Source organism: Hyphomicrobium sp. D-2, assembly GCF_029872155.1.
Lineage (GTDB): Bacteria > Pseudomonadota > Alphaproteobacteria > Rhizobiales > Hyphomicrobiaceae > Hyphomicrobium_A.
The window spans coordinates 34514-57489 of sequence record NZ_JARXLA010000005.1; the positions used below are offsets into that span (position 1 = coordinate 34514).

A 22976-nucleotide genomic window follows, 5' to 3' on the forward strand; every position below is an offset into this window, starting at 1 on the left:
AAGGGGATCCATATGTCGCGTCGTTATTTCGGGACCGACGGCATCCGGGGGCTCGCCAATCGTCCGCCCATGACGTCCGAGGTTGCGCTTAAGGTCGGGATGGCCGCAGGCAAGATCTTCCAGAAGCAGCAATCGAATTATCGCCACCGCGTGGTGATCGGCAAGGATACGCGCCTGTCCGGTTACATGCTTGAAGCCGCGCTAATGTCCGGCTTCACGGCGGTCGGCATGGATGTGTTTCTGCTCGGTCCGATGCCGACGCCAGCGGTCGCGATGCTCACGCGTTCGCTGCGTGCCGATCTCGGCGTGATGATCTCCGCTTCGCACAACCCTTACGACGACAACGGCATCAAGCTGTTCGATCCCGATGGCTACAAGCTTTCCGATGAGACGGAGCTTGAGATCGAGGGACTGATCGACGGCAACGTCGCCGATCTGCTCGCGCCTGCGGATCGCATCGGTCGCGCCACCCGGGTTGAGAGCGCGCAGGAGCGCTACATCGAATTCGCCAAGCGCACCCTGCCGAAGAACTTGCGGCTCGACGGTATGCGCATCGTCATCGATTGCGCCAACGGCGCTGGCTACAAGGTGGCGCCGGAAGCGCTGTGGGAACTGGGCGCCGAGGTCATCAAGATCGGCGTTGAGCCCAACGGCCGTAACATCAACGACAAGTGCGGCTCCACTGCCCCGGATGCGCTGATCAGCAAGGTGCGCGAAGTGCGCGCCGACATTGGCATCGCGCTCGATGGCGACGCCGATCGCGTCGTGATCGTCAACGAGAAGGGTGAGATCGTCGATGGCGATCAGCTCATGGCGGTGATCGCAGAGAACTGGCATCGCACCGGCCGGCTTACCGCCGGTGGTGTGGTTGCAACGGTGATGAGCAACCTCGGTCTTGAGCGTTACCTGAAGGGCATCGGCCTTGAGATGGTGCGCACGCCGGTGGGCGATCGCTATGTCGTCGATCACATGCGCAAGCATGGCTACAACGTCGGCGGCGAGCAGTCGGGGCACATTGTGCTGTCCGAGTACGCCACCACGGGCGACGGCCTCGTCACGGCGCTGCAGCTGCTGGCGGTTGTTGTTTCCACCGGCGTTCCGGTCAGCGAGGTCACGAAGCGTTTCGATCCGCTGCCGCAGATCCTCAAAAACGTGCGCTATGAAAGCGGCAAGCCGCTGGAAGACACGCGCGTGGTCGAGGCGATCAGTGCGGGTAAGAAAAAGCTCGGCAAGTGCGGCCGGCTTGTCATTCGCCCGTCCGGAACCGAACCGGTCATCCGCGTCATGGCGGAGGGCGACGATGAAACGCTCGTCAACAATGTCGTCGGCGATATCGTTGAAGCCGTACGCGCAGCCGCTGTTGAGTGATCGATCCGCTTGCAGCATATCGCGCTGACGCTATAGAGATGCCCTGCTTCGGCGGGGCATTTCCGTTTCGATGTCCGCGTGCTGAATAATCCGGCTGGGCGCCGTTTACACTTCGTTAACACTATGGCCGACGGTTTTGTTTCAAACCGAAACGGCGATTAAGTGTCCTTTAAACCTTCTTCCCCATAGTCGCTAACCGAGCACGTTGCGCGTTCGCCAGACGAGCGCCGGCCTACGGGTTGGCATGACGATTTCGAAGGGGAAGTAACATGAATACCAATCGCAGTTCCTACGCGCTTGGCGCCGCGCTCGGCTCAGCCCTCGTGCTCGCCCTGTGCGCTCCAGCCTCTGCCGCGGACATTTATAATGGTGGTTACGACGGCGGTCTGAAGGGTGGCTATGACGTGCCGCCGCCGCCGCCGTCCGATCGCGGCATCTACTTCAAGGGTTATGTTGGTCAGGCCAATCCGGATGTCGGCAACATCTGGACCGACGCCTACAACACCAACACCTTCTCGGTGCATCACAAGGACATCAAGTCGAGCCCGCTGTACGGCATCGGCATTGGCTGGCAGGCGCGCCACTGGCTGCGCTTCGACCTGACCGGTGAATATCGCGGCGACGCGCTGTTCGTTGGTCACGACAGCTATCCCGGTGGTTTTGGCTTCGGTGCCGGCACCAACGAATACACCGCCGACGTCAAGAGCTGGCTCGGTCTCGCCAACGCTTACATCGACATGGGCAACTGGTGTGGCTTCACGCCTTACATCGGTGCCGGCATCGGTTTTGCATCGGTCAACGTCTCCGGCATGAAGGACATCAACGTGCCTCTGGGTGGCGTTGCCTTCGGTGGCGACAAGACCACGACCAACTTTGCCTGGGCGATCCACGCCGGTGTGAGCTACGACGTGACACCGCAGATGGTTGTCGATCTGTCGTACCGCTACACCGATCTGGGCAGCGCTTCCAGCGGAGCGGTTTACGACTTCAACGGCAACTACGCGCACAGCGGCGTCCACATCAAGGACATCACCTCGAACGACCTGCTGTTCGGTGTTCGCTACAAGCTGCAGCGCGAAACCGTTGCTTACGCTCCTGTGAAGTAATACTGCGCGGCGCATCCCTCAGCGCCGCACACAAACTAGCGTGACGCCGGGCTGTTCATCGCAACAAGCCCGGCGTGCGCGGCCCGCGTCGATTGTGGCCGCCTGAAAGTCTCCAGTTCGATTTCCTGTTTTGCTTACGCGTGATCGTTCGTCCCCGTCGGGCGGGCAGTAGCTTTAAAAGCAGAGTTAGGACGTTGAGCGAGGCTTCAAGCCAGCCAGCCGTCAAGCAAGGATCGACGCACATGAACTGCGCCCTGAAAAGAATTTCGCTCGCCTTGGCCGTTGGCGTTGGCATGATCGCCCCGATGGCTTCGATGGCGCTGGCTGACGGCGACCCATACTATTCCAACGGCATCAATCCGTCAGGCATCCGCACACCCGTGCCAGCACCCATTCCGGTGCCGGTTTACGAAGCCGAGTGGTACTTCCGCGGTGACTTCGCGGCTGGCTTTGGCGGCTCGCCCTCGGTCAACGTGCTTGGTGCCAACATCATCGAGCAGACGTTCGGCAATGTCGGGCGCGAGAACAGCTTCGAGCCATCTTTCACCGGCGGCGTCGGTGTGGGTTATGTGTGGGGACCGTACTTCCGCACCGATCTCACCGTCGACATGCATTCGATCATGAGCACTAAGCAGACCGCTTCCGCTGTGATCGGTGGCAACACCGTTTCGGCGGTGGATCGCACCAAGTGGATGTCCACCATCCTTATGCTGAACGGCTACTACGACATTCGTACCGGTACGCCCTGGACGCCCTACATCGGTGGTGGTCTTGGCTTCGCGGTCAATCAGGGCACGCGCAACGTCGATTACACCAACACGGGTGTCGGCTCATTCTCGACCGGAGACCGCAGCACGCAGGTGCAGTTCGCCGGTGCGGCGATGGTCGGTCTCACCTACGAATTTTCATCGTTCTGGGCGCTGGACGTGAACTACCGCTTCCTGCATGTCGGCGGCCCGAGCGTCAGCTCGTCACCGAACTATGCTTCAACGGTTGAGTTCGGCAGCCTCAACGAACATCAGATCCGCGCTGGTCTCAGGTTTTATGTCAATTAACCGGCGCTGAGTTTTGCGTAGAGAGGGCGGCCCTGTGCCGCCCTTTCGTTTTTCCGGGGCATGGTTGACGTTATCCGCGCCGGGCCATAGAGCGTTGTGATGTGAAAACGCTTCGTGGCGCGCGCCTAAGCGTGCCGGATCAGTCGAGGATCGCGTCTGCCATGGGCGGCTTACCCAAGCCAACGCTGCGGCCAGCCAACCCGCATTTTTCCAGCGGGCCGTGTTCCAAGCGTCCCGGGTGGTCGCTGGATGTGCTCAGCGGTGCGCTTGTCGGCCGCTCGCACCGCTCCCCGGTAGGTAAGCAGCGGTTGAAGCTAGCCATCGACCGGACCCACGCGCTGCTGCAGCTTCCGCATGATTATCGTGTTGCGATAGTGCCGGGCTCCGACACCGGCGCCTTTGAAATGGCGCTGTGGAATCTTCTCGGCGCGCGCGACGTTGATGTGCTGGCGTGGGAAGATTTCGGCCATCGCTGGGTGCGTGACATCATTGCCGAATTACAGATTGCCGATGCGCGCGTGCTGGCTGCCGACTACGGCCATCTGCCTGATCTCGCCGCGGTCGATTTCGATCACGATGTCATCCTGCCATGGAACGGCACGGCCGCCGGTGTGCGTGTGCCCGATGGCGCGTGGATCGCGGCTGATCGCAAGGGCCTCACCATCGTCGATGCAACATCGGCGCTGTTCGCGCAGCGTATCGATTGGGCGAAGGTGGATGTCGCCACGTTCTCCTGGCAGAAAATACTTGGCGGAGAAGCTGCGCATGGCATGATCGTGCTGTCGCCGCGCGCAATCGAGCGCCTGCAAAATCATCGACCGTCCTGGCCGGTTCCAAAGCTGTTCCGGTTGACCGAAGGCGGCAAGCTGCAGGACGACATCTTCGCGGGCGTCACCATCAACACACCGTCGATGCTGTGCGTTGAGGATTATCTCGATACGCTGGCATGGGCGGCAAGCATTGGCGGGTTGGAAGCGCTGTGTGCACGCGTCGACGCCAACGCCGCTGTGCTGTTTGACTGGATCGCGCGCACACCATGGATCGCCAACCTTGCGGCTCATCCTGCAACGCGTTCGAATACATCGGTTTGCATGCGCTTTACCGATGTTGGCGGAGCGTCCGGCGCTGAGCGCCGCATCGCTGATGGCATCGTCAGCCTGCTCGAAAGCGAAGGCGTCGCTTATGATATCGGGGCCTATCGCGGCGCACCGCCGGGGTTGCGTGTCTGGTGCGGCGCTACAGTAGAACGCAGCGACGTTGAAGCGCTCATTCCATGGCTGGAGTGGGCATACGCGCAGGTCCGTGGTACGGACTGAAGCTGCCGCACGCCGCCCGTCCAAACTGAGGCGTGTCATCCAAACTAAGGCGCGGTTGTCATAATTCAGACGTGAACGGCCGCCACTCGTCTTACCCGGCGCAGGTCTTGCCGATGCCGTTGCTGGCCTCGAAACAAGCAAGGCGAAAGCCAGCAACGCAAGTCCTGCATGCAAGCCTCAGGACTGCATGCTCAAGACTGCAAGCAAGGAATAGTGTTCCCATGCGCAAGCTCGCCGCCATCGTTGCTGTGTTTAGTGCTGTCGTTTTTCCGGCGCCGCTATTCGCTGACACGCAGGTCAATTCCCGCATTGAATCGGTCACGGTGTTTCCGTCCGGCGCTGAAGCGACCAGAACCGCGCGTCTTCCGTTGAGCAGGGGCGAGCACACGCTTGTCTTCAACGATCTTCCAGCCGAAGCGGTGGCGAGCTCAATTCGCGTTGATGGCAAGGCGACCGCCGGGCTTGATATTCAATCGGTCGATACCCGCCGCCGCTATATCCCGCGCGCCGATCAGGAAGCGCTGCAGGCCGAACGCAAGAGCATTGACGATCAGATCGAGCGCCTGCGCGATGAGCGTGGGCTGTTGCAGGGGCAGGAGGATGCGGCGCTGACGCAGAAGGCCCTGCTGCAAAATCTGGCTCAGCTTCCCGCGCGTCCGCAGGGTTCCGCCGAAGCGCCTGCTGCCGGTGGTGCCGCAGTGCCCGCAACCGATTGGACGCAGGTGCTGGCGCTGATTGGCTCGGGCATGACTGAGGCGCAGAAGCTTGCGGTTGATGTCGAGGTGAAGCGCCGCGATCTCGACCGTCGCATCGAAGATCTGGAACGGAAACTGTCAGCACTGGCTCCGGGCCGCACGGAGCAGACCGAGGTGACGGTGCATGTCGTGGCCGAAGCCCAGTTGGAAGCCGATCTGACGATCAGGTATCAGGTGCAGAACGCAGGCTGGACGCCGCGTTATGACGCCCGGCTTTCAACCGGTTCCAAGACCGATCCGGCCAAGCTGGAATTGACCCGCCGCGCCGATATCGTGCAGCGAACCGGTGAGGACTGGAGCAACATCGCGCTGCATCTGTCGACGACGCGTCCGACGGCCAATGCTGCTGCGCCGGACATCAATTCCACGTTCGTTGATTTCGAGCCTGAACCGCCGCCGCCGCCCGTCGCCATGCCCGCTCCAGCTGCAGCGTATGAGCGGCGTGCAGCCGTTCAGCAGCGGCAGCGTGTTGGTGGTGCCGGGCCGGCAGACGATATGGTGATGGCGGAAGCCGCGCCGATGATGCTGGAAGTCGCTGAGCAACGGTCTGTTGTTGAAGCGGCGCCGTTCCAGGCCGTGTTCTCCGTGCCGGGCCGCTTGGCTGTGCCTTCAACGGGCGAGTCAAAGCGCGTGTTCCTGCAACAGGACACAATTGAGCCGGTGCTTGCGGTGCGCACCGTGCCGAAGGCCGACGCCAAAGCGTACCTTTATGCCAAGCTGACCCTGCCCAAGGGCGCGCCGGCGCTTCAGGGCGATGTGCTGCTGTTCCGCGATGGCACCTTTGTCGGCACCGGCTCGCTGCCGGTGCTGTCGCCGGGTGAACCGCACGAACTTGGCTTCGGTGCCGACGATTTGGTTCGCGTGCGCCACACGGTTGCGGAAGAGAAGCGCGGCGAGACCGGGCTCATTTCATCGGCGCGCACCGACAGCCGCAACTTCCGCATCACGGTCCGGAATATGCACGAGCGCGCGGTTGAGCTGGTCGTGCTGGATCAGGTGCCGGTGTCGCGCAACGAAGATATCAAGGTTGAGATGCTGGGCCCGGCGCAGCCACTGAAACGGGATGTCGACGGCAAGCGCGGGGTCATCGCCTTTGAATCGAAGCTCGGGCCCGAGGAAGAGCGGCAGATCGAGTTTGGCTATCGGGTGATCTGGCCGGGCGCCCGGGCGATCACCTATCGTTAACGCGGATCGGAGCTCAGCGCGGGGCGCGCCCTATGCCCCACCTGCTGGCCGGGCAGGGATCGGCTGGGCGCCTTGCCCGGCTGCAAAAATGCGGAAATTGGGGCGACAGAAGCGCCTGATCCCCCCGAATGCACCCTCGAAGGGGTTGGCAACGGCAGATCTGCGCTATAAGCCCCCGGTAGGCCCCGGTGCTCACTCCGGGGCTTCGTTGCGAGTGGGGCTATAAATGGCGAACGTAGCGGTTGTCGGCGCCCAGTGGGGCGATGAAGGCAAGGGTAAGGTTGTTGATTGGCTCTCGGAGCGTGCCGATGTCGTGGTGCGATTCCAGGGCGGTCGTAACGCTGGCCATACGCTCGTCATAGGCGACAAGACCTTCAAGCTGTCACTGCTGCCTTCGGGCGTCGTGCGCGCGGGCAAGCTGGGCGTGATCGGCAACGGTGTTGTCGTCGATCCGTGGGCGCTGTGCTCGGAGATCGAAAAGCTCGGCGCCCAGGGCGTGGCCGTCAATCACGACAACCTGCGCATCGCCGAGAACGCTACGCTTATTCTGCCGCTGCACCGCGAACTGGATGCGCTGCGCGAGGAAGCTGCGGGCGCTGGCAAGATCGGCACCACGGGTCGCGGCATCGGCCCGGCCTATGAAGATAAGGTCGGCCGCCGCGCTATCCGCGTGCAGGATCTGCGCAACCTGACGACACTCAGCGACAAGATCGATCGCCTGCTGGTGCACCACAACGCGCTGCGGCGCGGCCTGTCGCAGCCCGAGATTTCCAAGTCGGAGCTGATGGCTCAGCTGGCGGAGATCGCGCCGAGAATTCTTCCGTTCGTTGATGTCACCTGGGAGCTGCTGGATCGCGAGCGTCGCGCCGGCAAGCGCATCCTGTTTGAGGGCGCGCAGGGCGCGTTGCTCGACATCGACCACGGCACCTATCCGTTCGTCACCTCGTCGAACACGGTTGCGGCGCAGGCGGCCACCGGTTCCGGCATGGGTCCGCGCAGCATCGGCTACGTGCTGGGCATCGCCAAGGCTTACACTACGCGTGTGGGCTCGGGGCCGTTCCCGACTGAGCTGACCGACGAGATCGGCACGCGCATCGGCGAGCGTGGCCGCGAGTTCGGCACCGTCACGGGGCGTAAGCGCCGCTGCGGCTGGTTCGATGCCGCGCTGGTGCGCCAGACGCTGAAAATCGCTGGCATCGATGGCATCGCGCTCACCAAGCTGGACGTGCTGGATGGCTTCGACGAGCTGAAGGTCGGCGTTGGCTACATGCTGGACGGCGAGCGTATCGACGTGTTGCCCGCCGAGAGCGACGCGCAGGCACGCGTGCAGCCGATCTATGAGACGCTGCCGGGCTGGACGCAGTCGACCCAGGGCGCACGCTCGTGGAGCGAACTGCCCGCGCAGGCGGTGAAGTACGTGCGCTATATCGAGGAGCTGATCGAGCGTCCGGTGACGATGCTCTCGACCAGCCCCGAGCGCGACGACACCATCCTGATGAAAGATCCGTTCGCCGACTGAGCCGTCTACTGACGCACAGAAGTCAGATTGGCGGCGGCAGCGTTTGATAGCCGGGGACATCGCAGGTTGTGATGTCCCATAGCGGCTGCGAACGCTTGAAGATGATCATCTCCGGCTGAAACCAGCTGTTGTCATCGAACGCGCCAGCCATCACGCCGATAATGCCGGGCCGTCCCGTTGTTTCGCTGAACAGTCTGCTGCCGCAGGTTGGGCAGAAGTGGCGCGTTATGACGTTGCCGCTGTCAGCCCTGATCGCATGGGTTTTGGGTTGGCCTTTAATTGCGATGTCATCGCGTTTGAACCGGGCAACCGACAGATGCCCGCCGCCTGATACGCGCTGACAATCGGTGCAGTGACATTGGGACATGACAATCGGCGGCGCGGCAGCCGTGAATGTCACCTCGCCACACAGGCATCCACCGCTCGCGAAAGCATCCGCCATGGTGTTGGTCTCCCGGACCTGCAAATTACAGGTCAGCGTAAAGGCGTGATGGCGGGGTTTCAATCCGATTGGGCGTGCAAAAAAAGGGACACCACACGGCGCATATCGCGCTGTGGGTGTCCCACTTAAATGGTGGATCTGCACCTCGGGGGGAGGGGAGGAGCGAGGCGCGTTTCCGCAGATGAAACGCGGCCTGCAGGCTTTGGTTCCCTCGCCGATACGCGAAGCGATCAGGGCGAAGGTGCCAGAGCACTATTGCGCTAGAGCACGCCAAAAAGATGCATCAGAACAATGACGCTGATCGGCACGCCGAGCAGCCACAGAAAAACGCTGCGAGCCATGGGGCTTCTCCAATTTGCGGTGTGCTGAATAAACCCGCAACGGCGGCTCTGGGTTCCCTCATTATTGTTTGCAACGATGTCCGCGATTTGCCTGCATGCTCACCGCTTTTCGAATGAAGCGATCGCGCTCTCTAGGGCGTTGGCGCCTGAAACAACCGCATCGCCTCACTCGCCAGAACGCCGCCGGTAATCTCTATCGATGTAAATGGCGTTGCGTCGGCGATCTGCCGCGCGGTGATGTCGATCTGCCCGATGCTTGTTGCAAGTTCAGCAATGGAAGCGGCGAACACCAGCCGCTTGATGCCGCTCCAGATGATCGCGCCCATGCACATCACGCAGGGCTCTCCGGATGCATAAAGCGTGGTGGCGCGCAGATCCTCCGGCCGGTGTTCCTGCAGAAACGTGCGGATAGCCATCATCTCCGCGTGCGCGGTTGGATCGCCGTTGCTGCGCGTGCGGTTGTGCGCCAGCGCCATCACATGCCCGTCGCGCACGATGGCGGCGCCGAACGGATAGTCGCCAAGCTTGGCCTGATCGACGGCAAGCTGCATGAACCGGATATCGGCTTCCGTGGCCGGCGTCGTGGTTGCACCCGACCTTGCCTCAGCCACTGCCGTTGCAGAAATGACGTGCGCAGAAAAAAGCGCGCCCGCGCCTGTTAAAAGCTCGCGCCTGTCCATCGTCCTCAATCCCCGCATCGGCTGACAATTGGCACAGCTTAACCGTGCCCGTTGCGTCAGGTCATCAGAGCATTTTCCGACGAGTGGGCACCGGTTCGTCGCAAGAAAATGCGACCAATAAAACAGACTACGGCGTGTGATCCGTTTCTATCGGATCGCAAACGCTCTAGCTGCGTTGGCCGGCGATGGCGCCACTGAAACGGGAAAGTGCGTCAGGCTGCAGTTCAGCTGCCAAAAGACGCTGCGGATTGACCGGGCCGGGAAGCCGGATCTGCCCCATCGGCACGGCGCGGTATCCGAAGCGGCCATAGTAGGGCTCATCACCCACCAGCAGCATCAGCTCCAGCCCATCCGCGCGGGCTGCATCCATCGCCTGCAGGATCAGCCGCGTACCATGGCCACGGTCGGTAAAATCCTGATGGACCACCAGCGGACCAAGCAGCAGGGCGCCGGGCTTGCCGCCGATGGTGATCGGCGTGAAGCCAACCGCCGCAATCGTGCGGTCGCCCAGCATCGCCACGCGGCAATAGCGTGACAGATCGTTGGTGCCTTCGCGTACGCGGTATGCCGTGCGGGCAAATCGGCCGGGCCCAAACGCTTCCGCGTGCAGGCGTGAGACGACCGGAAAATCGGCGGCAGTCATGGGACGATCGACGACGCTGGATGTCATGACGTTGGGCGACGCACTGGCTGGCATTGGGGAATTCCGGGCAATCCGCGCTGGATGGGTGAAGGGAGCGGCGCGGAGCGACTACTGGGATGGCGAACGGTCAGGCAAGGTCAACGCACGCAGAAGGTGCGGCCTCGTCGTAATTCTGTGCCTCGGAACAGCCTCGTCATTGCGCGCCTGTAGCATGGCGCCCTGTCATGGTCCAGAGCGGCAACGCCCCGCAGGCCCGGCGACGCGCGCAGCAGGGCTCAGACAGCGGAAATGGGCGGATTAACCCCCCGGAGCAGACCGATGGATGCGTTAGCCGAAACGGAGTTCGCCCCTGCCGGGCGCAGTGAAGACTGCGCGGGCAGATACCGGCGATGCTGAAAAGTCTGATGCTGTAAAAGACTTGTCACAAAAGCAAACGAGGCCCGAAGGCCTCGCGCTAAGCTTTGCAATGTTGGGGATCAGAAACCGAGATAGATTCCAAAACCCGGGCGGCGGTAATACCGCGGGCCGTATCCGCCATAGCGGTACGGGCGATAGTAGCGCGGGCCACCATAGTAACGGTACGGGCGATAACGCGGGCCACCATAGTAGCCGCGGTAGCCGCGATAACCGCGGTACTTACGCCGATGGTACCGCACTTCTTCGGCGGTGCTGGTGGCGGTTTTTCCGACGATGTCTGCGCGCGACGCGGAGGGGAGAGCCGACGCGCTAGGGATTGTGACATAGAAGAAACCGGCGAGAACCGTGGCAACGAACGCTGTCGTTCCAAGACGCATCGCTTTCACTCCTTAGGCTTGTGCTGCACGTTATTTTATTAGCCAACAGTGCAACCCGCATGGGGGCGCGGAGGTTCCGCCAACAGCCAGCAATTTTATTTAAGTCCAACACTGGAAAGCGGCGGCACTAGGAGATTGGACCCTCCGTCAGGAAAATCAAGAGCGATTGCTGTTGATAGCGATCACGAAACTGCGCTGTGTGCGGTTGCTTCATCACGCGTTTGCTTGCGACGGCTGAACCATTCTTCCAGGCGTTGCAGAACGACAAACACCGAAGGCACAAAAGTCACGGTGAGCAGCGTTGATGCAAGCATGCCGGACAGCACCGCGATGCCGATCGACTTCTGCGCGTTTGCACCGGCTCCATCGGCGAGCACCAGCGGCACGACGCCAAGGATAAATGCAAACGACGTCATCAGGATCGGACGAAAGCGCGAGCGTGCAGCTTCCGTTGCCGCCTCTAGCAAGCCTTTGCCTTCGTGACGCAATTCGCGCGCAAACTCGACGATGAGGATGGCATTTTTGCTCGACAGCGCGATCAGCAGGATGAGGCCGATCTGGGTGTAGAGATTGTTCGGCACACCCAGTGCGATCAGTGTGCCGGCTGTTCCAAGCAATGCCAGCGGCACCGATGCAATAACCGTTGCCGGCGCGAACCAGCTTTCATACTGGCCAGCAAGAACGAGATAAACCAGCAACAGGCTCAGCCCGTAGATGATGTAGATCTGATTGCCGACTTCCTGCTCCTGATAGGACATCGCCGTCCATTCGAAGCCCGCATCCGTCGGCAGCGTTTCGTTGGCGATCTGCTCCAGCATGTCCATGCCCTGGCCGGATGAATAGCCCTGAGCGGTGTTGGTCACGACGGTTGCAGCCGGATAAAGATTGTAAAGGCTGATGACCGATGGCCCGGCAATGGTGGTGATCTTTGCCATCGTGCCCAGCGGCACCATGTTGCCTTCGTTATTACGCACCTGAAGATATTGCAGGCTTTCCGGATCGATGCGCGCGGCGGCATCGGCCTGCACATAGATCTGGAACACGCGTCCGAACTTGTTGAACTGCCCGATGTAGCTCGAGCCGATGTAGGTCGAGAGCGTGTCGAGCGCATTGCCAAGCGGCACACCGAGCGTCTCGGCCTTCACGCGGTCGATCTCGACGTTGATCTGCGGTGCGTCGGCTTTGAAGGTGTTGGTGGCCGACTGGATCATCGACTGGTCGCCAGCGCGGCTTGAGATCGCCTCCGCCAGGCGCTGCAGCTTCGCATAGTCGAACGAACCATCGCGCAACTGCACCTTCATCGTTGCACCGGAGACGTTGCCGATGCCCTGAATGGCCGGTGGTGGAATGACGAGGGCGGTGCCGTCCGGGATGTCGTTCACGCGCGCGGAGAGCGCATGATAAAGGCTCAGCAGATCCTGCCCCTCGCCACGCTTGTCCCAGTCGGTCAGAACAACATAAGCCACGCCCGCGCTGGAGAGGCTGGCGCTGTCGTTCAGCGCAGCAATGCCGCCGATTGAAACGACATGCTCAACACCAGGCTGTTGTCTCAGCCTGACGCTGACATCGTCCATCGCGCGCGTAGTGCGTTCCAGCGAAGCGCCTTCGGGAAGCTGCACCACGGCGATGAAGTAGCCCTGATCCTCAACCGGCAAGAAGCCCGTCGGAACGCGGCTGAGGCTCCACACTGCCAGCGCAACAAGGCCAGCAACGATCAGCGTCATAAAGCCTGCATGGCGCACCATGCGTGCGATCAGGCCCGTGTATGCATTCTCCAGCTTGCCATAAACATAGTTGAAGCCGCGAGCCAGCACGTTGCGCTGCTCCGGCGGTGTTGCCGGGCGCAGCCACAGCGCGCACTGCGTCGGCTTCAGCGTCATGGCGTTGATGGCCGAGATGATCGCAGTTGCGGCAATGACGAGAGCGAACTGGCGATACATCTGGCCGGAGAGACCGGGCAGGAACGCGGCGGGAATGAACACCGCCATCAGCACCAGCGTGATGCCAATGATCGGGCCCAGCAACTCGTCCATGGCCTTCACGGCGGCGTCGTGCGGCGTTAGTCCACGCTCGATATGCTTGGCGGCACCTTCAACGACGATGATCGCGTCATCCACCACGATGCCGATCGCGAGAATGATGGCGAACAGCGTTGAAAGGTTCACCGAGAACCCGAGCAGTGCCATGGCAGCAAACGCGCCGATGATGGTAACCGGCACCGTAGTTGCGGGCACCAGCGTGGCGCGCCAGTCCTGCAGGAACACAAGGATGACGACCAGCACCAGCAACGCCGCTTCGATCAGCGTGTGATAAACGTCGTTGACGGCGGAAGAGACGAACTTCGTCGTGTCGAATGGCACCACCCAGTCCATTCCCTTCGGGAACGACTTGGCAAGCCTTGTCATTTGCTCTTCGACGCGTTTGGCAACATCGAGCGCGTTCGCTTCCGGCAGCAGGTAGATCGCAACACCCGCTGAAGGTTTGCCGTCGAGCTTGAACGACTGGCTGTAAAGCTGCGCGCCAAGCTCCACCGTCGCGACATCCTTCAGCCGCGTTATGCGTCCGCCCTTGTCGGTCTTGACGATGATGTTTTCAAACTCGGAAACGTCGTCGAGCTTGCCGTGGATGTTGATCGAATACTGGAACGATTGCCCCATCGGCACCGGTGGTAAGCCCACCTGTCCAGCGCTGGTCGATCGGCTCTGCAGATTGACCGCTTCGCTGACGTCCTGCGGAACAAGACCGCGCGCCTGCAGCTTCTGCGGATCGAGCCAGATGCGGATGGCATACTCGCCGCCGCCGAAAACCGAGACACTGCCGACGCCATCAAGCCGGGACAACTCGTCGACGATATTGATGGTCGCGAAGTTCGACAGGAACAGGCTGTCGAACTTCCCGTCCGGTGATGTCAGCGACACGATCTCAAGGATCGACGTCGATTTCTTGTTGGTCTGCACGCCCTGTTTCTGCACCGCCTCCGGCAAGGAAGGGAGCGCGGCAGAAACGCGATCCTGCACCAGGATCTGGGCTTTGTCGGCGTCGGTGCCGATCTTGAAAGTGACTGTAAGCGTGTACTGGCCATCGCTGGTCGAAAGCGACGACATGTAGATCATGTTTTCGACGCCGTTGACCTTCTGCTCGATCGGCAGGGCCACTTCGCGCGTGACGGTTGCGGCCGTTGCACCTGGATAGCGTGCGGTAACGACAACGGTCGGCGGAACGATATCGGGATATTGCGCTACCGGCAGCCGCACCAGCGACACAAGGCCTAAGATCACGATCAAAATCGCGATCACGTTGGCGAGGATGGGCCGGTCGATAAAAAACTTGGCGATCATTGGCCCCGCGTTCCCGCGCTCTTGGCTTTCGATTTTGTCTGAGCGTCGGAACTATCAGCGGCGGCGTCCGCGGCATCCTTCTTCATCGGAAGGTTGCTCTCCACGGCCTTGCTGTCGGCGCCGCGCGCTGGCTCAGCGCTTTTCGCCGATGACGATGAAGCGTCGTCGTTCGCAGCGTTTTTGCTGCCGCTGGGGGCGTCTTTCGGCACGGGGATTTCCGGACCGGAACCATCGCCGCCTGCGGTTCTCGATACGGGCACCACGGTGTTGCCGGGCAGGGCACGCATCAGCCCGCCGACGATAACCCGGTCGTCAGGCTTCAGGCCACCGGTGATGATGCGTAGGCCGCCGTCTATCGTGTCGCCGGTTTCAACCAGGCGCTGCTCGACGACGTTCTTGTCGTTGACCACCAGAACGTAGCGGCCTTCCTGACTATTGCCGAGCGCCACATCGGGTATCAGCAGCGAGGGCACGTCCTTCTGCTTCGGGATGCGTACGCGCACAAACATGCCGGGCGTCAGAATGATGCCGTCGTTCTTGAAGATGGCGCGTGCCGCCAACGTTCCGGTCGAGGCATCCACTTCCGGCGCCACGTAGTTCAGCGTTCCGGTATGCGGATAGCCCGTTTCCGTCTGCACGCCGATACCGACCGGAATTGGCCCCAGCTCTTCCAGCGTCACCCCAGCCTCGCGCAATTGCTCGCGCACGTTCAGCACCTGCTGCTCGTCGATGTTGAAGTTGATGTAGATCGGCTTCTGCTGAACGATCGTTGCCAATTTGGTTGGCTCGCCAGCGCCGACCATCGCACCGGGATCGACGAAACGCGCGGTGACGGCGCCATCGAACGGAGCGACGATGGTTGTGTAAGCGAGATTGGTCTTTGCCTGCTCCAGCTGGCCCTTGGCCTGCGCCAGTGCCGCTGCGGTGGAATCCCGCTTGGCCAGCGATTCATCGACCTGCGCGACGGAGACGGCCGAAGTCTTGACCAGATCGCGTTTGCGCTTCAGATCCGCCTCAGCCTGCAACAGCAATGCGTCCTGCTGGGCAACCGTCGCCTGAGCAATCTGCAGCGCGATTTCGTAATCGGTCTTGTCGATCTGGAACAGCAGATCGCCCTTCTTGACCTGATCGCCGTCCTTGTAGCCCACCTTTTCCAGGAAGCCCTGGACGCGCGCGACGAGATCGACGCGATTGTAGGCCACGGTATTGCCGGTGAATTCCATATACAGCGTTACGTTGCGCTTTTCTGGCTGTGCGACTGTAACCTCGGCGGGCGGCGGCGGCTGATAGGTGTTGCTGTCACTGCATCCGGCCGCTGCCAGACCAAGCAATGCGACTGCGAGCCATCCGCCTGTGCGTATTTTCAAATTATGCATTCCGTTGACCCGTCGCCCCACCAGCGCCGCTGCCATGTTCGGGCGCCGCTGCGATGTTTGGGTCCGACCGTAATGCAATTGAGCTTAACAATTGATCGATTGCCGGCCACCTCCAAGCCATGGGGGCACGCTGTGCGCAGACTTGCCTATCCCTCTCGACTCCGTGGTAAGAAGCGGCGGCTCTGCGGGTAAGCCTCGGGGCCGCCGGATTACCTAGGGGGGAAGTTCTGTGTTTTCGAATGAAACGGGTGGTGTTGGCCTCGGTCAGCGTTACCGCGGCATCGCGCTCGGCACGCTCCTTATGGTGGCGGTAATTGCAGCGCTCATCAGTCCGCGCACGTTGGCTGTCACATTCTGGATCGTGGCGCTTGCTTTTCTGGTCTCGGCCTTCCTGCGCCGTGACATCGATATGCAACAATTCCGCCCCGGTCCGGTCACCGCAACGCTGGCCCTTTTTGTCGGCTACGTATTTCTCAGCGCCACGTGGGCCGACGTGCCAGCCATGCCCTTGGAAAAGGCAGCCCTGGCTGCCGGCACGGTGGCGGCGATCTGGATGATGTGCGCCCTGATCCGTCAGGAGACGCGCGCCAACATAATCCATATGGGCGAGGGCGTTTTCCTGGGCGTTCTGATAGGCACGCTGTTCCTGCTGGAGGAGCATCTGAGCGAACAGGCCATCAAGATTGCGGTATTCAATTTTCTCGAGATGCAGCCGGGGCAGCTCAAACCCGCTGAATATTTTTACTGGAACAAGGGCGCGCTGATCTGGATCGAGCCTAACGATCTGGTTCGCAACCTGACCGGTGTCGGTGTCTATCTCTGGCCAGCCATCGCGGCCGTTCTGGGCGTCTGGCGACGTCCAATGAATTTCTACGCAGCCATTGCCCTGTTCGTCATCGCGGCTGCCGCCATCATGATCTCGAACCATGCGGCCTCGCAGCTCGCCTTGATCGCGGGTGTCATCGTGTTCGCAATCGCCTCCCGGTCGCTGCTATGGGCGCGGCGGTGCGTGGCGGCAGGGTGGCTCATTGCCTGCTTCGCGGTTATTCCGCTGGCGCTGGGTGCCTACAAGGCCAACCTGCAGCAGGTGGATGCGCTCGGCTCATCAGTGCAGGCGCGTCTGATTATCTGGAAATACACGGCGGAAAAAACGTTCGAAAATCCGTGGTTCGGCGTCGGCGCAAACATGACGCGCGTCATCGGCCCTGAGCTGGAAAAGACCGCGGTGACCGTTGGCAATGACCGCTGGCCACACCGGCTGTCGATCCACGCCCACAATATGTACCTGCAGACGTGGTTTGAGCTGGGTGCAGTCGGTGCGGTTCTGCTGGCGGCAATCGGGCTGGCAATCCTGTCGACGATCGCCCGGCTGGATCGGCGTGTGCAGCGCTATGCGCTGGCCGCATTCGCGCTGACGGCAGCCGTCCTGACGTCCAGCTATGGCATGTGGCAGGTGTGGCTGATCGGAACGCTCGGTATTGCCGCCGTGGCGATGTGCGTTGGTGTGCGGGCGCTTGAAACGTCGTCGCCCGCACCTGCTGATCGATCCTGAGCCACCCCACTACCGGGCAACCGGGCGGCGCGTGCGTTCGCCGCTCCGGTGTAGTGTTGGAGCTAGCCGACTAAGCGGATGTCGGCGTCAATGCGGGATAGTCGGTATAGCCGCGCTCTTCGCCGGCATAGAACGTGTTCGGATCTGCCTCCGCAAGCGGCGCACCGGACCGCAGACGCTCGACCAGATCCGGATTGGAAATGAACGGCCGCCCGAAGCAGATGATGTCGGCGAGGTTTTCCTCACGTGCCTTGATGGCGAGTTCCAACGTGTAGTTATTGTTGGCCATGAAGAGGCCGTTGAACGCTCGGTGCAGTTTCTGCAGATCAAAGCCACCCGGCGGATTGCGGTCGCCGCCGGTATCGCCTTCGATAACGTGCAGATAGGCGAGATTGTAAGCGTTGAGTTCTTCGACGAGCGACAGATACAGCGGTTCGGGGTTTGAATCGCCGATGTCGCCGAATTTGGTCAGCGGCGAAATGCGGATGCCGACGCGATCGCCGCCCCAGACCTTTGTCACCGCATCCACCACCTCACGAACGATGCGCGTCCGGTTTTCTATCGAGCCGCCATATTGATCGGTGCGCTTGTTGGTTTTGTCGGACAGAAACTGTTGCAGCAGATAGCCGTTCGCGGCGTGGATCTCGACGCCGTCAAACCCGGCCTCAAGCGCGCATTTGGCGGCATGGGCATAGTCGGCGACGATGCCGGCAATCTCATCGGTTTCCAGTGCGCGCGGCGTGCCGATCGGCTTGAAGCCTTCGGCGGTGTAAGCCTGCTGATTTTCCGGAGCGACGGCGCTGGGGGCCACAGGAAGCTGTCCGCCCGGCTGTAAATCGGGATGCGATATACGCCCCACATGCCAGAGCTGCAGGAAGATGCGGCCGCCCTTGTCATGCACGGCCTTGGTCGTCAGCTTCCATCCAGCCACCTGCTCCGGCGACCAGATGCCAGGCGTGCGGATGTAGCCCTTGCCTTGCGGCGAAATATTCGTGGCCTCGCTGATGATGAGACCCGCGGATGCGCGCTGGGCGTAGTGGATGGCCTGAAGCTCGCCGGGCACGCCCTCATCGGTCGCGCGTGAGCGGGTCAGTGGCGCCATCGCAATCCGGTTGGCGAGCCGATACGGCCCCAATTCGACAGGATCAAAGAGATCGGATCGCTGGTCCGCGCGCGTCTGAGACATCTGGGAAGCTCCTTAGGCCATGATCGCTTCGGAGCCTGATAGTCCCGAGGCGTGCATCATCGGTCTCATCAAATGTTAGAGCGTGTCGCGATTGGGAAAGGCGACCACGCTCCAAGGTGGGTGACCGACCATTTAGGAGCCCGGATGGAGAGCGGCAAGGGGCTGAGGCTGGCTTGCGGATGCACGGAGCAAGGCCACGCCGGAGCGGAGGGCTGGGAGGGCGGAGCGGATCCGCGGGCAGAAGGATTGGCGGTTCACGCCCCCTGCCTCCCAAGGCAGGTGCTCAACGGGGCAAGCGCAGCGTCGTAACACAACGCTAAAAAACAAAGAGGCCGCCCCGAGGGACGGCCTCCGTGAGACTTCGGCGGCGGGGCAGTATCGGCTGCTCCTGGCCGCTGCGCTTCAGGCGCTCACCAGAGGTAAATCCGGCTTGAACCCGAGCGACCACGACATCGCCGTCCTCAAGATCCCACTCGACATCGGATCACCTCCTTTCAATTGTTGAACCACGCTTGCAGGCTGCCACGCTTTTCGCCGTCTGCAAAGTTACGTTTTGGACATGCGGGCGCCTGTGCAATGTTTGCATCAGAAGCGCCAGGGCCGGGTGTTGACTATCCAGCTCGCGAGCTGATGCCACGGCTCGGAGTTCCAATAACGGCGTGCCGAGGCCATTGTCGGCGGTAGTACAAAAATTTCGCAGCCGATGCCGTCGCGCCGATGTGTCTGCCGGCCATATCGCAAGCGTGTGGGGCTGCGCTGCAGCCAGATGCTGGCGCTGCGCTTGCCGACAAATGCGCAGGCGCGCGGCCGGAATCGCAGCAGCTTGTCGTTGAATTGCGTTATGTCCTGCGCGCTGACTTTGCTCTTGCCGCCGGTGCCATCACGATGAACGCCGGGTAGAAACAGCACGCCCATGCCGATCTCCGGTAGACGATTGATCGTGTCCGCTGAATAACGCCGCGGGATAAGCCCCGCCTCGTGCGCTGTCGGCCAGAACCGATTGCCCGCATTGGCGAACATCGTCTCGGCGCCGTGCGGATGTGAATTGACGGGGCAGGCAAACACAAGGTCAAGCCCGGCACACAGAATATCAGGCGACGTCGGGCCCGGTGCGCTGTCGCTGAACTGCGGTGCCGTGGCGCGATCCGGCACGGCGGGATCAGTGCTGAGGTCCATGCGTTTTCACTCGCCGAATCAGGATGGCCCACATCGGCTAATGATCGCTGGAGCGCGGCAACCGGCAAGCGGTCCCCACGCTATTTGCACTGAATGATTATGTTTAGCTGCGCCGCGCATTAAAAAAAAGCGCTTCGCCCGGTCCGGCGCACCGCTTAGCGCGGCCTGATGCGGCTGATCTTCGAGCCTTCCAGCGTCAGGTTATACATCAGGCCCTTCGGATCGAGCACGAAGCCGATAACCGGACTGGTGATCTTGTTGGTGTCGATCGATCCGCCGATGCCGACCGTGATGACCGCAACAGAAGCATCCGCGCCAACCTTCCAGCCCTTGGTGCGGCGGAACTGCTGCAGGGCTTCCGGCGTCATGAACATGATGATGACGGATCGCTCCTGCACGCCGAGCTGAAACCCGACCGAAGCTGAAACGGTGTTGAAGTAGTCAACCGTGCGTCCGCCGATGCGCAGCGCGCCTTCGCCATATTCGCCACCGATGCCGAAGCCAGCCTTCACCACCGACGGGAACACCAGGATGCCAACGGATTTGTGCGCAAGTTCCCGCGCGCCCCGCACGCTGTGAAAGAAGCGATCCAGCGTGGCGTCGACATCGACATCGATTTCATGCGCCGACGCGGCCTTGGCCTGCGGAGCGAGGGCAGGGGAGGCAAGCAGAATGGCGGCCATGACCGCCCACATGATATTGCGCACCATTGGCGTTGATCCTTTTTTGTTTCGAGTTTTGTGACGCCACTTCATGGCCAAATTTGCGTCGGCTGCGCCACGCCGGCTGAAACGCCGCAAGCACAGTGGCGGTTGCCATCAATCGGAGGTTATTCCCCTGCGGTCTTGCGCGCGGCCATCATGTCGAATGTGCGCCCAAGCCCCGCCAGCAGCGATCCCAGCCCGAACAGCACAATCACCACAATCTCCAGATAGCCTTCGACCCGCTCATTTTCGAGCATGTAATCCGAAATGTCGGCGTCCGAGTTGCGATACTTGGCGAAGATTTCGTCGCGCCTTGCTTCCGTCGCGGTAATCACCTCCGGCGCGGCATTCATCTGCTGCAGCAACGTGATCTGATTGATAAAGCTCTCGCGCAACTGCACCTGCGCATTCTGCTGCGCGGTGAACGCCGCCAGCCGCCACTCGATCTGGCGCTTCATCGGTTCGAGATAGAACAGCTGCATGGCCGTTGAGCCGAGCAACAGCAGGATGCCGAACAGCTCGCCGAGCTGATGGATTTTAAGGCGCATGGTTCCCCCGGAGTGCGGGGGCTGCTGCCGCCGCGTCTTCGGCATTTTAGCGCCGGGCGAGGGCGGCGTTAAGTATCGTCGCAGGCGGGGGCTCATCACCCCGCAATTGCCGCATGCCCTTTCCCCGGGCCGCCGCATGGATTATGCGAAGCGCAAACGCTGATCCCAAGGGCCCCGCCGCACATGATTCGTCTCGACAACATTACCAAGCAGAACGGCCATCAGATCGTGTTCATCGAGGCTTCGGCGGCACTCAACCGGGGCGAGAAGATCGGACTTGTGGGGCCGAACGGCGCCGGCAAGACCACGCTGTTCCGCATAATCGCGGGGCAGGAGCAGCCGGACGAGGGCCAGGTCTCCACCGACCGCGGCATCACCATCGGCTACTTCAGCCAGGACGTGGGCGAAATGTCCGGCCGCAGCGCCGTCGCCGAGGTGATGAACGGAGCAGGGCCGGTCAGCGAGTTGGCGGAGGAGCTGAAAGAGCTTGAGGCCGCGATGGCCGATCCCGACCGCGCCGACGAGATGGAGCAGATCATCGAGCGCTATGGCGACGTGCAGGGCCACTTCGAGGAACTGGGCGGCTACGCGCTTGAAAGCCGCGCGCGCGAAGTTCTGGGCGGCCTGTCATTCACGCAGGAAATGATGGACGGCGATGTCGGCGCGCTTTCCGGCGGCTGGAAGATGCGCGTGGCGCTGGCGCGCATTCTGCTGATGCGGCCCGACGCAATGCTGCTCGACGAGCCGAGCAACCACCTGGATCTCGAAAGCCTCATCTGGCTGGAGCAGTTCCTGCAGAACTATGACGGCATGCTGCTGATGACCTCGCACGACCGCGAGTTCATGAACCGCATCGTCAGCAAGATCGTCGAGATCGACGGCGGTTCGCTGACGTCCTATTCCGGCGATCACGAATTTTATGAGCAGCAGCGCGCGATCAGTGAAAAGCAGCAGCAGGCGCAGTTTGAACGTCAGCAGGCGATGCTTGCGAAGGAGCTGAAGTTCATTGAGCGTTTCAAGGCGCGTGCGTCGCACGCCGCGCAGGTGCAAAGCCGCGTCAAGCAGATCGCGAAGATCGAGCGCGTTGAGCCGCCGAAGCGCCGCCAGGCGGTGAAGTTTGAATTCCAGCAGGCGCCGCGCTCGGGCGAAGACGTCGTTTCCATCAAGGGCGTCGACAAGCGCTACGGTCCGCTCACGATCTATGACGGTCTCGACTTCCATGTGCGCCGGCGCGAGCGCTGGTGCATCCTCGGCGTCAACGGCGCCGGTAAATCAACGTTGCTGAAGCTGGTGGCGGGAACATCGGAACCCGATAAAGGCAGCGTCAACATCGGCGCCAGCGTGAAGATGGGCTACTTCGCGCAGCACGCGATGGACCTGCTCGACGGCGAGCGCTCGGTGTTCGAAGAGCTGGAATACACCTTCCCGCAGGCAGGCACGGGCGCGCTGCGCACGCTGGCCGGCTGCTTCGGCTTCTCGGGTGACGATGTCGAGAAGCCGTGCCGCGTGCTGTCCGGCGGTGAGAAGGCGCGGCTTGTGATGGCGAAGATGCTGTACGATCCGCCCAATTTCCTCGTGCTCGACGAGCCCACCAACCATCTCGACATGGCAACCAAGGAAATGCTGATCGAGGCGCTGGCGAATTACGAGGGCGCGATGCTGCTAGTCTCGCACGACCGGCGCTTCCTCGCCGCACTCACCAACCGCGTGCTGGAGCTGACGCCGGAAGGCCCGCACGTCTACGGCGGCGGCTACACCGAATACGTCGAGCGCACCGGCCAGGAAGCACCGGGGCTGTTGCGCTAAACTTGATAGCGCAGGGCCTTCGTCGCGTTGCAGCGGAGTTCTGCGCCACATCCCTTGCAATTCCGCGCCACGCAGGGAGGCGATGA

Annotated in this window: 18 protein-coding genes; 8 read left to right on the top strand and 10 right to left on the bottom strand. The window is 61.7% G+C overall.

The features are described from left to right. The first annotated feature begins 12 nt into the window (after positions 1-12). The 6 genes from glmM to QEZ49_RS10340 all read left to right on the top strand — a co-directional run bounded on the left by glmM (position 13) and on the right by QEZ49_RS10340 (position 8304). On the top strand, positions 13-1368 hold the full coding sequence (gene glmM, locus QEZ49_RS10315) for a phosphoglucosamine mutase (RefSeq protein WP_280386624.1): 1356 nt from the start codon (positions 13-15) through the stop codon (positions 1366-1368). A 269-nt stretch (positions 1369-1637) separates the two neighbouring features. After that, positions 1638-2474, top strand: a complete 837-nt coding sequence (locus QEZ49_RS10320) for an outer membrane beta-barrel protein (RefSeq protein ID WP_280386626.1) — start codon at positions 1638-1640, stop codon at positions 2472-2474. Positions 2475-2716: 242 nt separating this feature from the next. After that, complete coding sequence (locus tag QEZ49_RS10325) at positions 2717-3529, top strand: outer membrane beta-barrel protein (RefSeq protein WP_280386628.1); 813 nt, start codon at positions 2717-2719, stop codon at positions 3527-3529. A 161-nt stretch (positions 3530-3690) separates the two neighbouring features. Then, the gene (locus tag QEZ49_RS10330; RefSeq protein ID WP_280386630.1) at positions 3691-4845 is read left to right on the top strand and encodes a phosphoserine transaminase; all 1155 of its coding nucleotides are present in this window, start codon (positions 3691-3693) and stop codon (positions 4843-4845) included. A gap of 221 nt (positions 4846-5066) precedes the next feature. Continuing rightward, positions 5067-6785 carry a mucoidy inhibitor MuiA family protein gene (locus QEZ49_RS10335; RefSeq protein ID WP_280386632.1) on the top strand — a complete coding sequence of 573 codons (1719 nt, stop codon included), beginning with the start codon at positions 5067-5069 and terminating at the stop codon, positions 6783-6785. Positions 6786-7011: 226 nt separating this feature from the next. Next, positions 7012-8304 carry an adenylosuccinate synthase gene (locus QEZ49_RS10340; protein ID WP_280386634.1) on the top strand — a complete coding sequence of 431 codons (1293 nt, stop codon included), beginning with the start codon at positions 7012-7014 and terminating at the stop codon, positions 8302-8304. 22 nt (positions 8305-8326) lie between these two features. Here the strand turns inward: QEZ49_RS10340 and QEZ49_RS10345 are convergent, their stop codons facing one another. From QEZ49_RS10345 to QEZ49_RS10370, 6 genes are all read right to left on the bottom strand, one after another. Continuing rightward, a complete protein-coding gene (locus tag QEZ49_RS10345; protein WP_280386635.1) occupies positions 8327-8746 on the bottom strand; it encodes a GFA family protein in 420 nt (139 codons plus the stop codon). Between the two features lie 472 nt (positions 8747-9218). Next, positions 9219-9698, bottom strand: coding sequence for a nucleoside deaminase (locus QEZ49_RS10350; protein ID WP_280386637.1), 480 nt, complete (start codon positions 9696-9698; stop codon positions 9219-9221). A 235-nt stretch (positions 9699-9933) separates the two neighbouring features. After that, positions 9934-10464 carry an N-acetyltransferase gene (locus QEZ49_RS10355; protein ID WP_348534810.1) on the bottom strand — a complete coding sequence of 177 codons (531 nt, stop codon included), beginning with the start codon at positions 10462-10464 and terminating at the stop codon, positions 9934-9936. Positions 10465-10886: 422 nt separating this feature from the next. Then, positions 10887-11204 (bottom strand): hypothetical protein, encoded by a 318-nt coding sequence (locus QEZ49_RS10360; RefSeq protein ID WP_280386639.1) that lies wholly within the window; start codon positions 11202-11204, stop codon positions 10887-10889. Positions 11205-11386: 182 nt separating this feature from the next. After that, positions 11387-14542, bottom strand: coding sequence for an efflux RND transporter permease subunit (locus tag QEZ49_RS10365; protein WP_280386641.1), 3156 nt, complete (start codon positions 14540-14542; stop codon positions 11387-11389). Then, positions 14539-15909 carry an efflux RND transporter periplasmic adaptor subunit gene (locus QEZ49_RS10370; RefSeq protein ID WP_280386643.1) on the bottom strand — a complete coding sequence of 457 codons (1371 nt, stop codon included), beginning with the start codon at positions 15907-15909 and terminating at the stop codon, positions 14539-14541. The genes QEZ49_RS10365 and QEZ49_RS10370 overlap by 4 nt, the downstream gene beginning before the upstream one ends. A gap of 238 nt (positions 15910-16147) precedes the next feature. On the opposite strand from QEZ49_RS10370, the gene QEZ49_RS10375 reads away from it, so the two are divergent. Then, complete coding sequence (locus QEZ49_RS10375; RefSeq protein WP_280386645.1) at positions 16148-17470, top strand: O-antigen ligase family protein; 1323 nt, start codon at positions 16148-16150, stop codon at positions 17468-17470. Between the two features lie 70 nt (positions 17471-17540). Here QEZ49_RS10375 and QEZ49_RS10380 read toward each other — a convergent pair whose 3' ends face one another. The 4 genes from QEZ49_RS10380 to QEZ49_RS10395 all read right to left on the bottom strand — a co-directional run bounded on the left by QEZ49_RS10380 (position 17541) and on the right by QEZ49_RS10395 (position 21084). Further along, complete coding sequence (locus QEZ49_RS10380) at positions 17541-18656, bottom strand: alkene reductase (protein ID WP_280386646.1); 1116 nt, start codon at positions 18654-18656, stop codon at positions 17541-17543. A 585-nt stretch (positions 18657-19241) separates the two neighbouring features. Then, positions 19242-19832 (bottom strand): mismatch-specific DNA-glycosylase, encoded by a 591-nt coding sequence (locus QEZ49_RS10385; protein WP_280386648.1) that lies wholly within the window; start codon positions 19830-19832, stop codon positions 19242-19244. 155 nt (positions 19833-19987) lie between these two features. After that, positions 19988-20542 carry a YSC84-related protein gene (locus QEZ49_RS10390; RefSeq protein ID WP_280386649.1) on the bottom strand — a complete coding sequence of 185 codons (555 nt, stop codon included), beginning with the start codon at positions 20540-20542 and terminating at the stop codon, positions 19988-19990. Positions 20543-20661: 119 nt separating this feature from the next. Next, the gene (locus tag QEZ49_RS10395) at positions 20662-21084 is read right to left on the bottom strand and encodes a hypothetical protein (protein ID WP_280386651.1); all 423 of its coding nucleotides are present in this window, start codon (positions 21082-21084) and stop codon (positions 20662-20664) included. 183 nt (positions 21085-21267) lie between these two features. Between QEZ49_RS10395 and QEZ49_RS10400 the strand changes: the two genes are divergently transcribed. After that, the gene (locus QEZ49_RS10400; RefSeq protein WP_280386653.1) at positions 21268-22890 is read left to right on the top strand and encodes an ABC-F family ATP-binding cassette domain-containing protein; all 1623 of its coding nucleotides are present in this window, start codon (positions 21268-21270) and stop codon (positions 22888-22890) included. Positions 22891-22976 lie beyond the last annotated feature (86 nt).

What these genes read in the sequence shown, in the direction of transcription:
- QEZ49_RS10380 (WP_280386646.1), bottom strand. Translation starts at nt 18,656, where the DNA reads ATGTCTCAGACGCGCGCGGACCAGCGATCCGATCTCTTTGATCCTGTC.
- QEZ49_RS10390 (WP_280386649.1), bottom strand. Translation starts at nt 20,542, where the DNA reads ATGGTGCGCAATATCATGTGGGCGGTCATGGCCGCCATTCTGCTTGCC.
- QEZ49_RS10330 (WP_280386630.1), top strand. Translation starts at nt 3,691, where the DNA reads ATGGGCGGCTTACCCAAGCCAACGCTGCGGCCAGCCAACCCGCATTTT.
- QEZ49_RS10395 (WP_280386651.1), bottom strand. Translation starts at nt 21,084, where the DNA reads ATGCGCCTTAAAATCCATCAGCTCGGCGAGCTGTTCGGCATCCTGCTG.
- QEZ49_RS10360 (WP_280386639.1), bottom strand. Translation starts at nt 11,204, where the DNA reads ATGCGTCTTGGAACGACAGCGTTCGTTGCCACGGTTCTCGCCGGTTTC.
- QEZ49_RS10335 (WP_280386632.1), top strand. Translation starts at nt 5,067, where the DNA reads ATGCGCAAGCTCGCCGCCATCGTTGCTGTGTTTAGTGCTGTCGTTTTT.
- QEZ49_RS10365 (WP_280386641.1), bottom strand. Translation starts at nt 14,542, where the DNA reads ATGATCGCCAAGTTTTTTATCGACCGGCCCATCCTCGCCAACGTGATC.
- glmM (WP_280386624.1), top strand. Translation starts at nt 13, where the DNA reads ATGTCGCGTCGTTATTTCGGGACCGACGGCATCCGGGGGCTCGCCAAT.
- QEZ49_RS10345 (WP_280386635.1), bottom strand. Translation starts at nt 8,746, where the DNA reads ATGGCGGATGCTTTCGCGAGCGGTGGATGCCTGTGTGGCGAGGTGACA.
- QEZ49_RS10340 (WP_280386634.1), top strand. Translation starts at nt 7,012, where the DNA reads ATGGCGAACGTAGCGGTTGTCGGCGCCCAGTGGGGCGATGAAGGCAAG.
- QEZ49_RS10325 (WP_280386628.1), top strand. Translation starts at nt 2,717, where the DNA reads ATGAACTGCGCCCTGAAAAGAATTTCGCTCGCCTTGGCCGTTGGCGTT.
- QEZ49_RS10355 (WP_348534810.1), bottom strand. Translation starts at nt 10,464, where the DNA reads ATGCCAGCCAGTGCGTCGCCCAACGTCATGACATCCAGCGTCGTCGAT.
- QEZ49_RS10320 (WP_280386626.1), top strand. Translation starts at nt 1,638, where the DNA reads ATGAATACCAATCGCAGTTCCTACGCGCTTGGCGCCGCGCTCGGCTCA.
- QEZ49_RS10400 (WP_280386653.1), top strand. Translation starts at nt 21,268, where the DNA reads ATGATTCGTCTCGACAACATTACCAAGCAGAACGGCCATCAGATCGTG.
- QEZ49_RS10385 (WP_280386648.1), bottom strand. Translation starts at nt 19,832, where the DNA reads ATGGACCTCAGCACTGATCCCGCCGTGCCGGATCGCGCCACGGCACCG.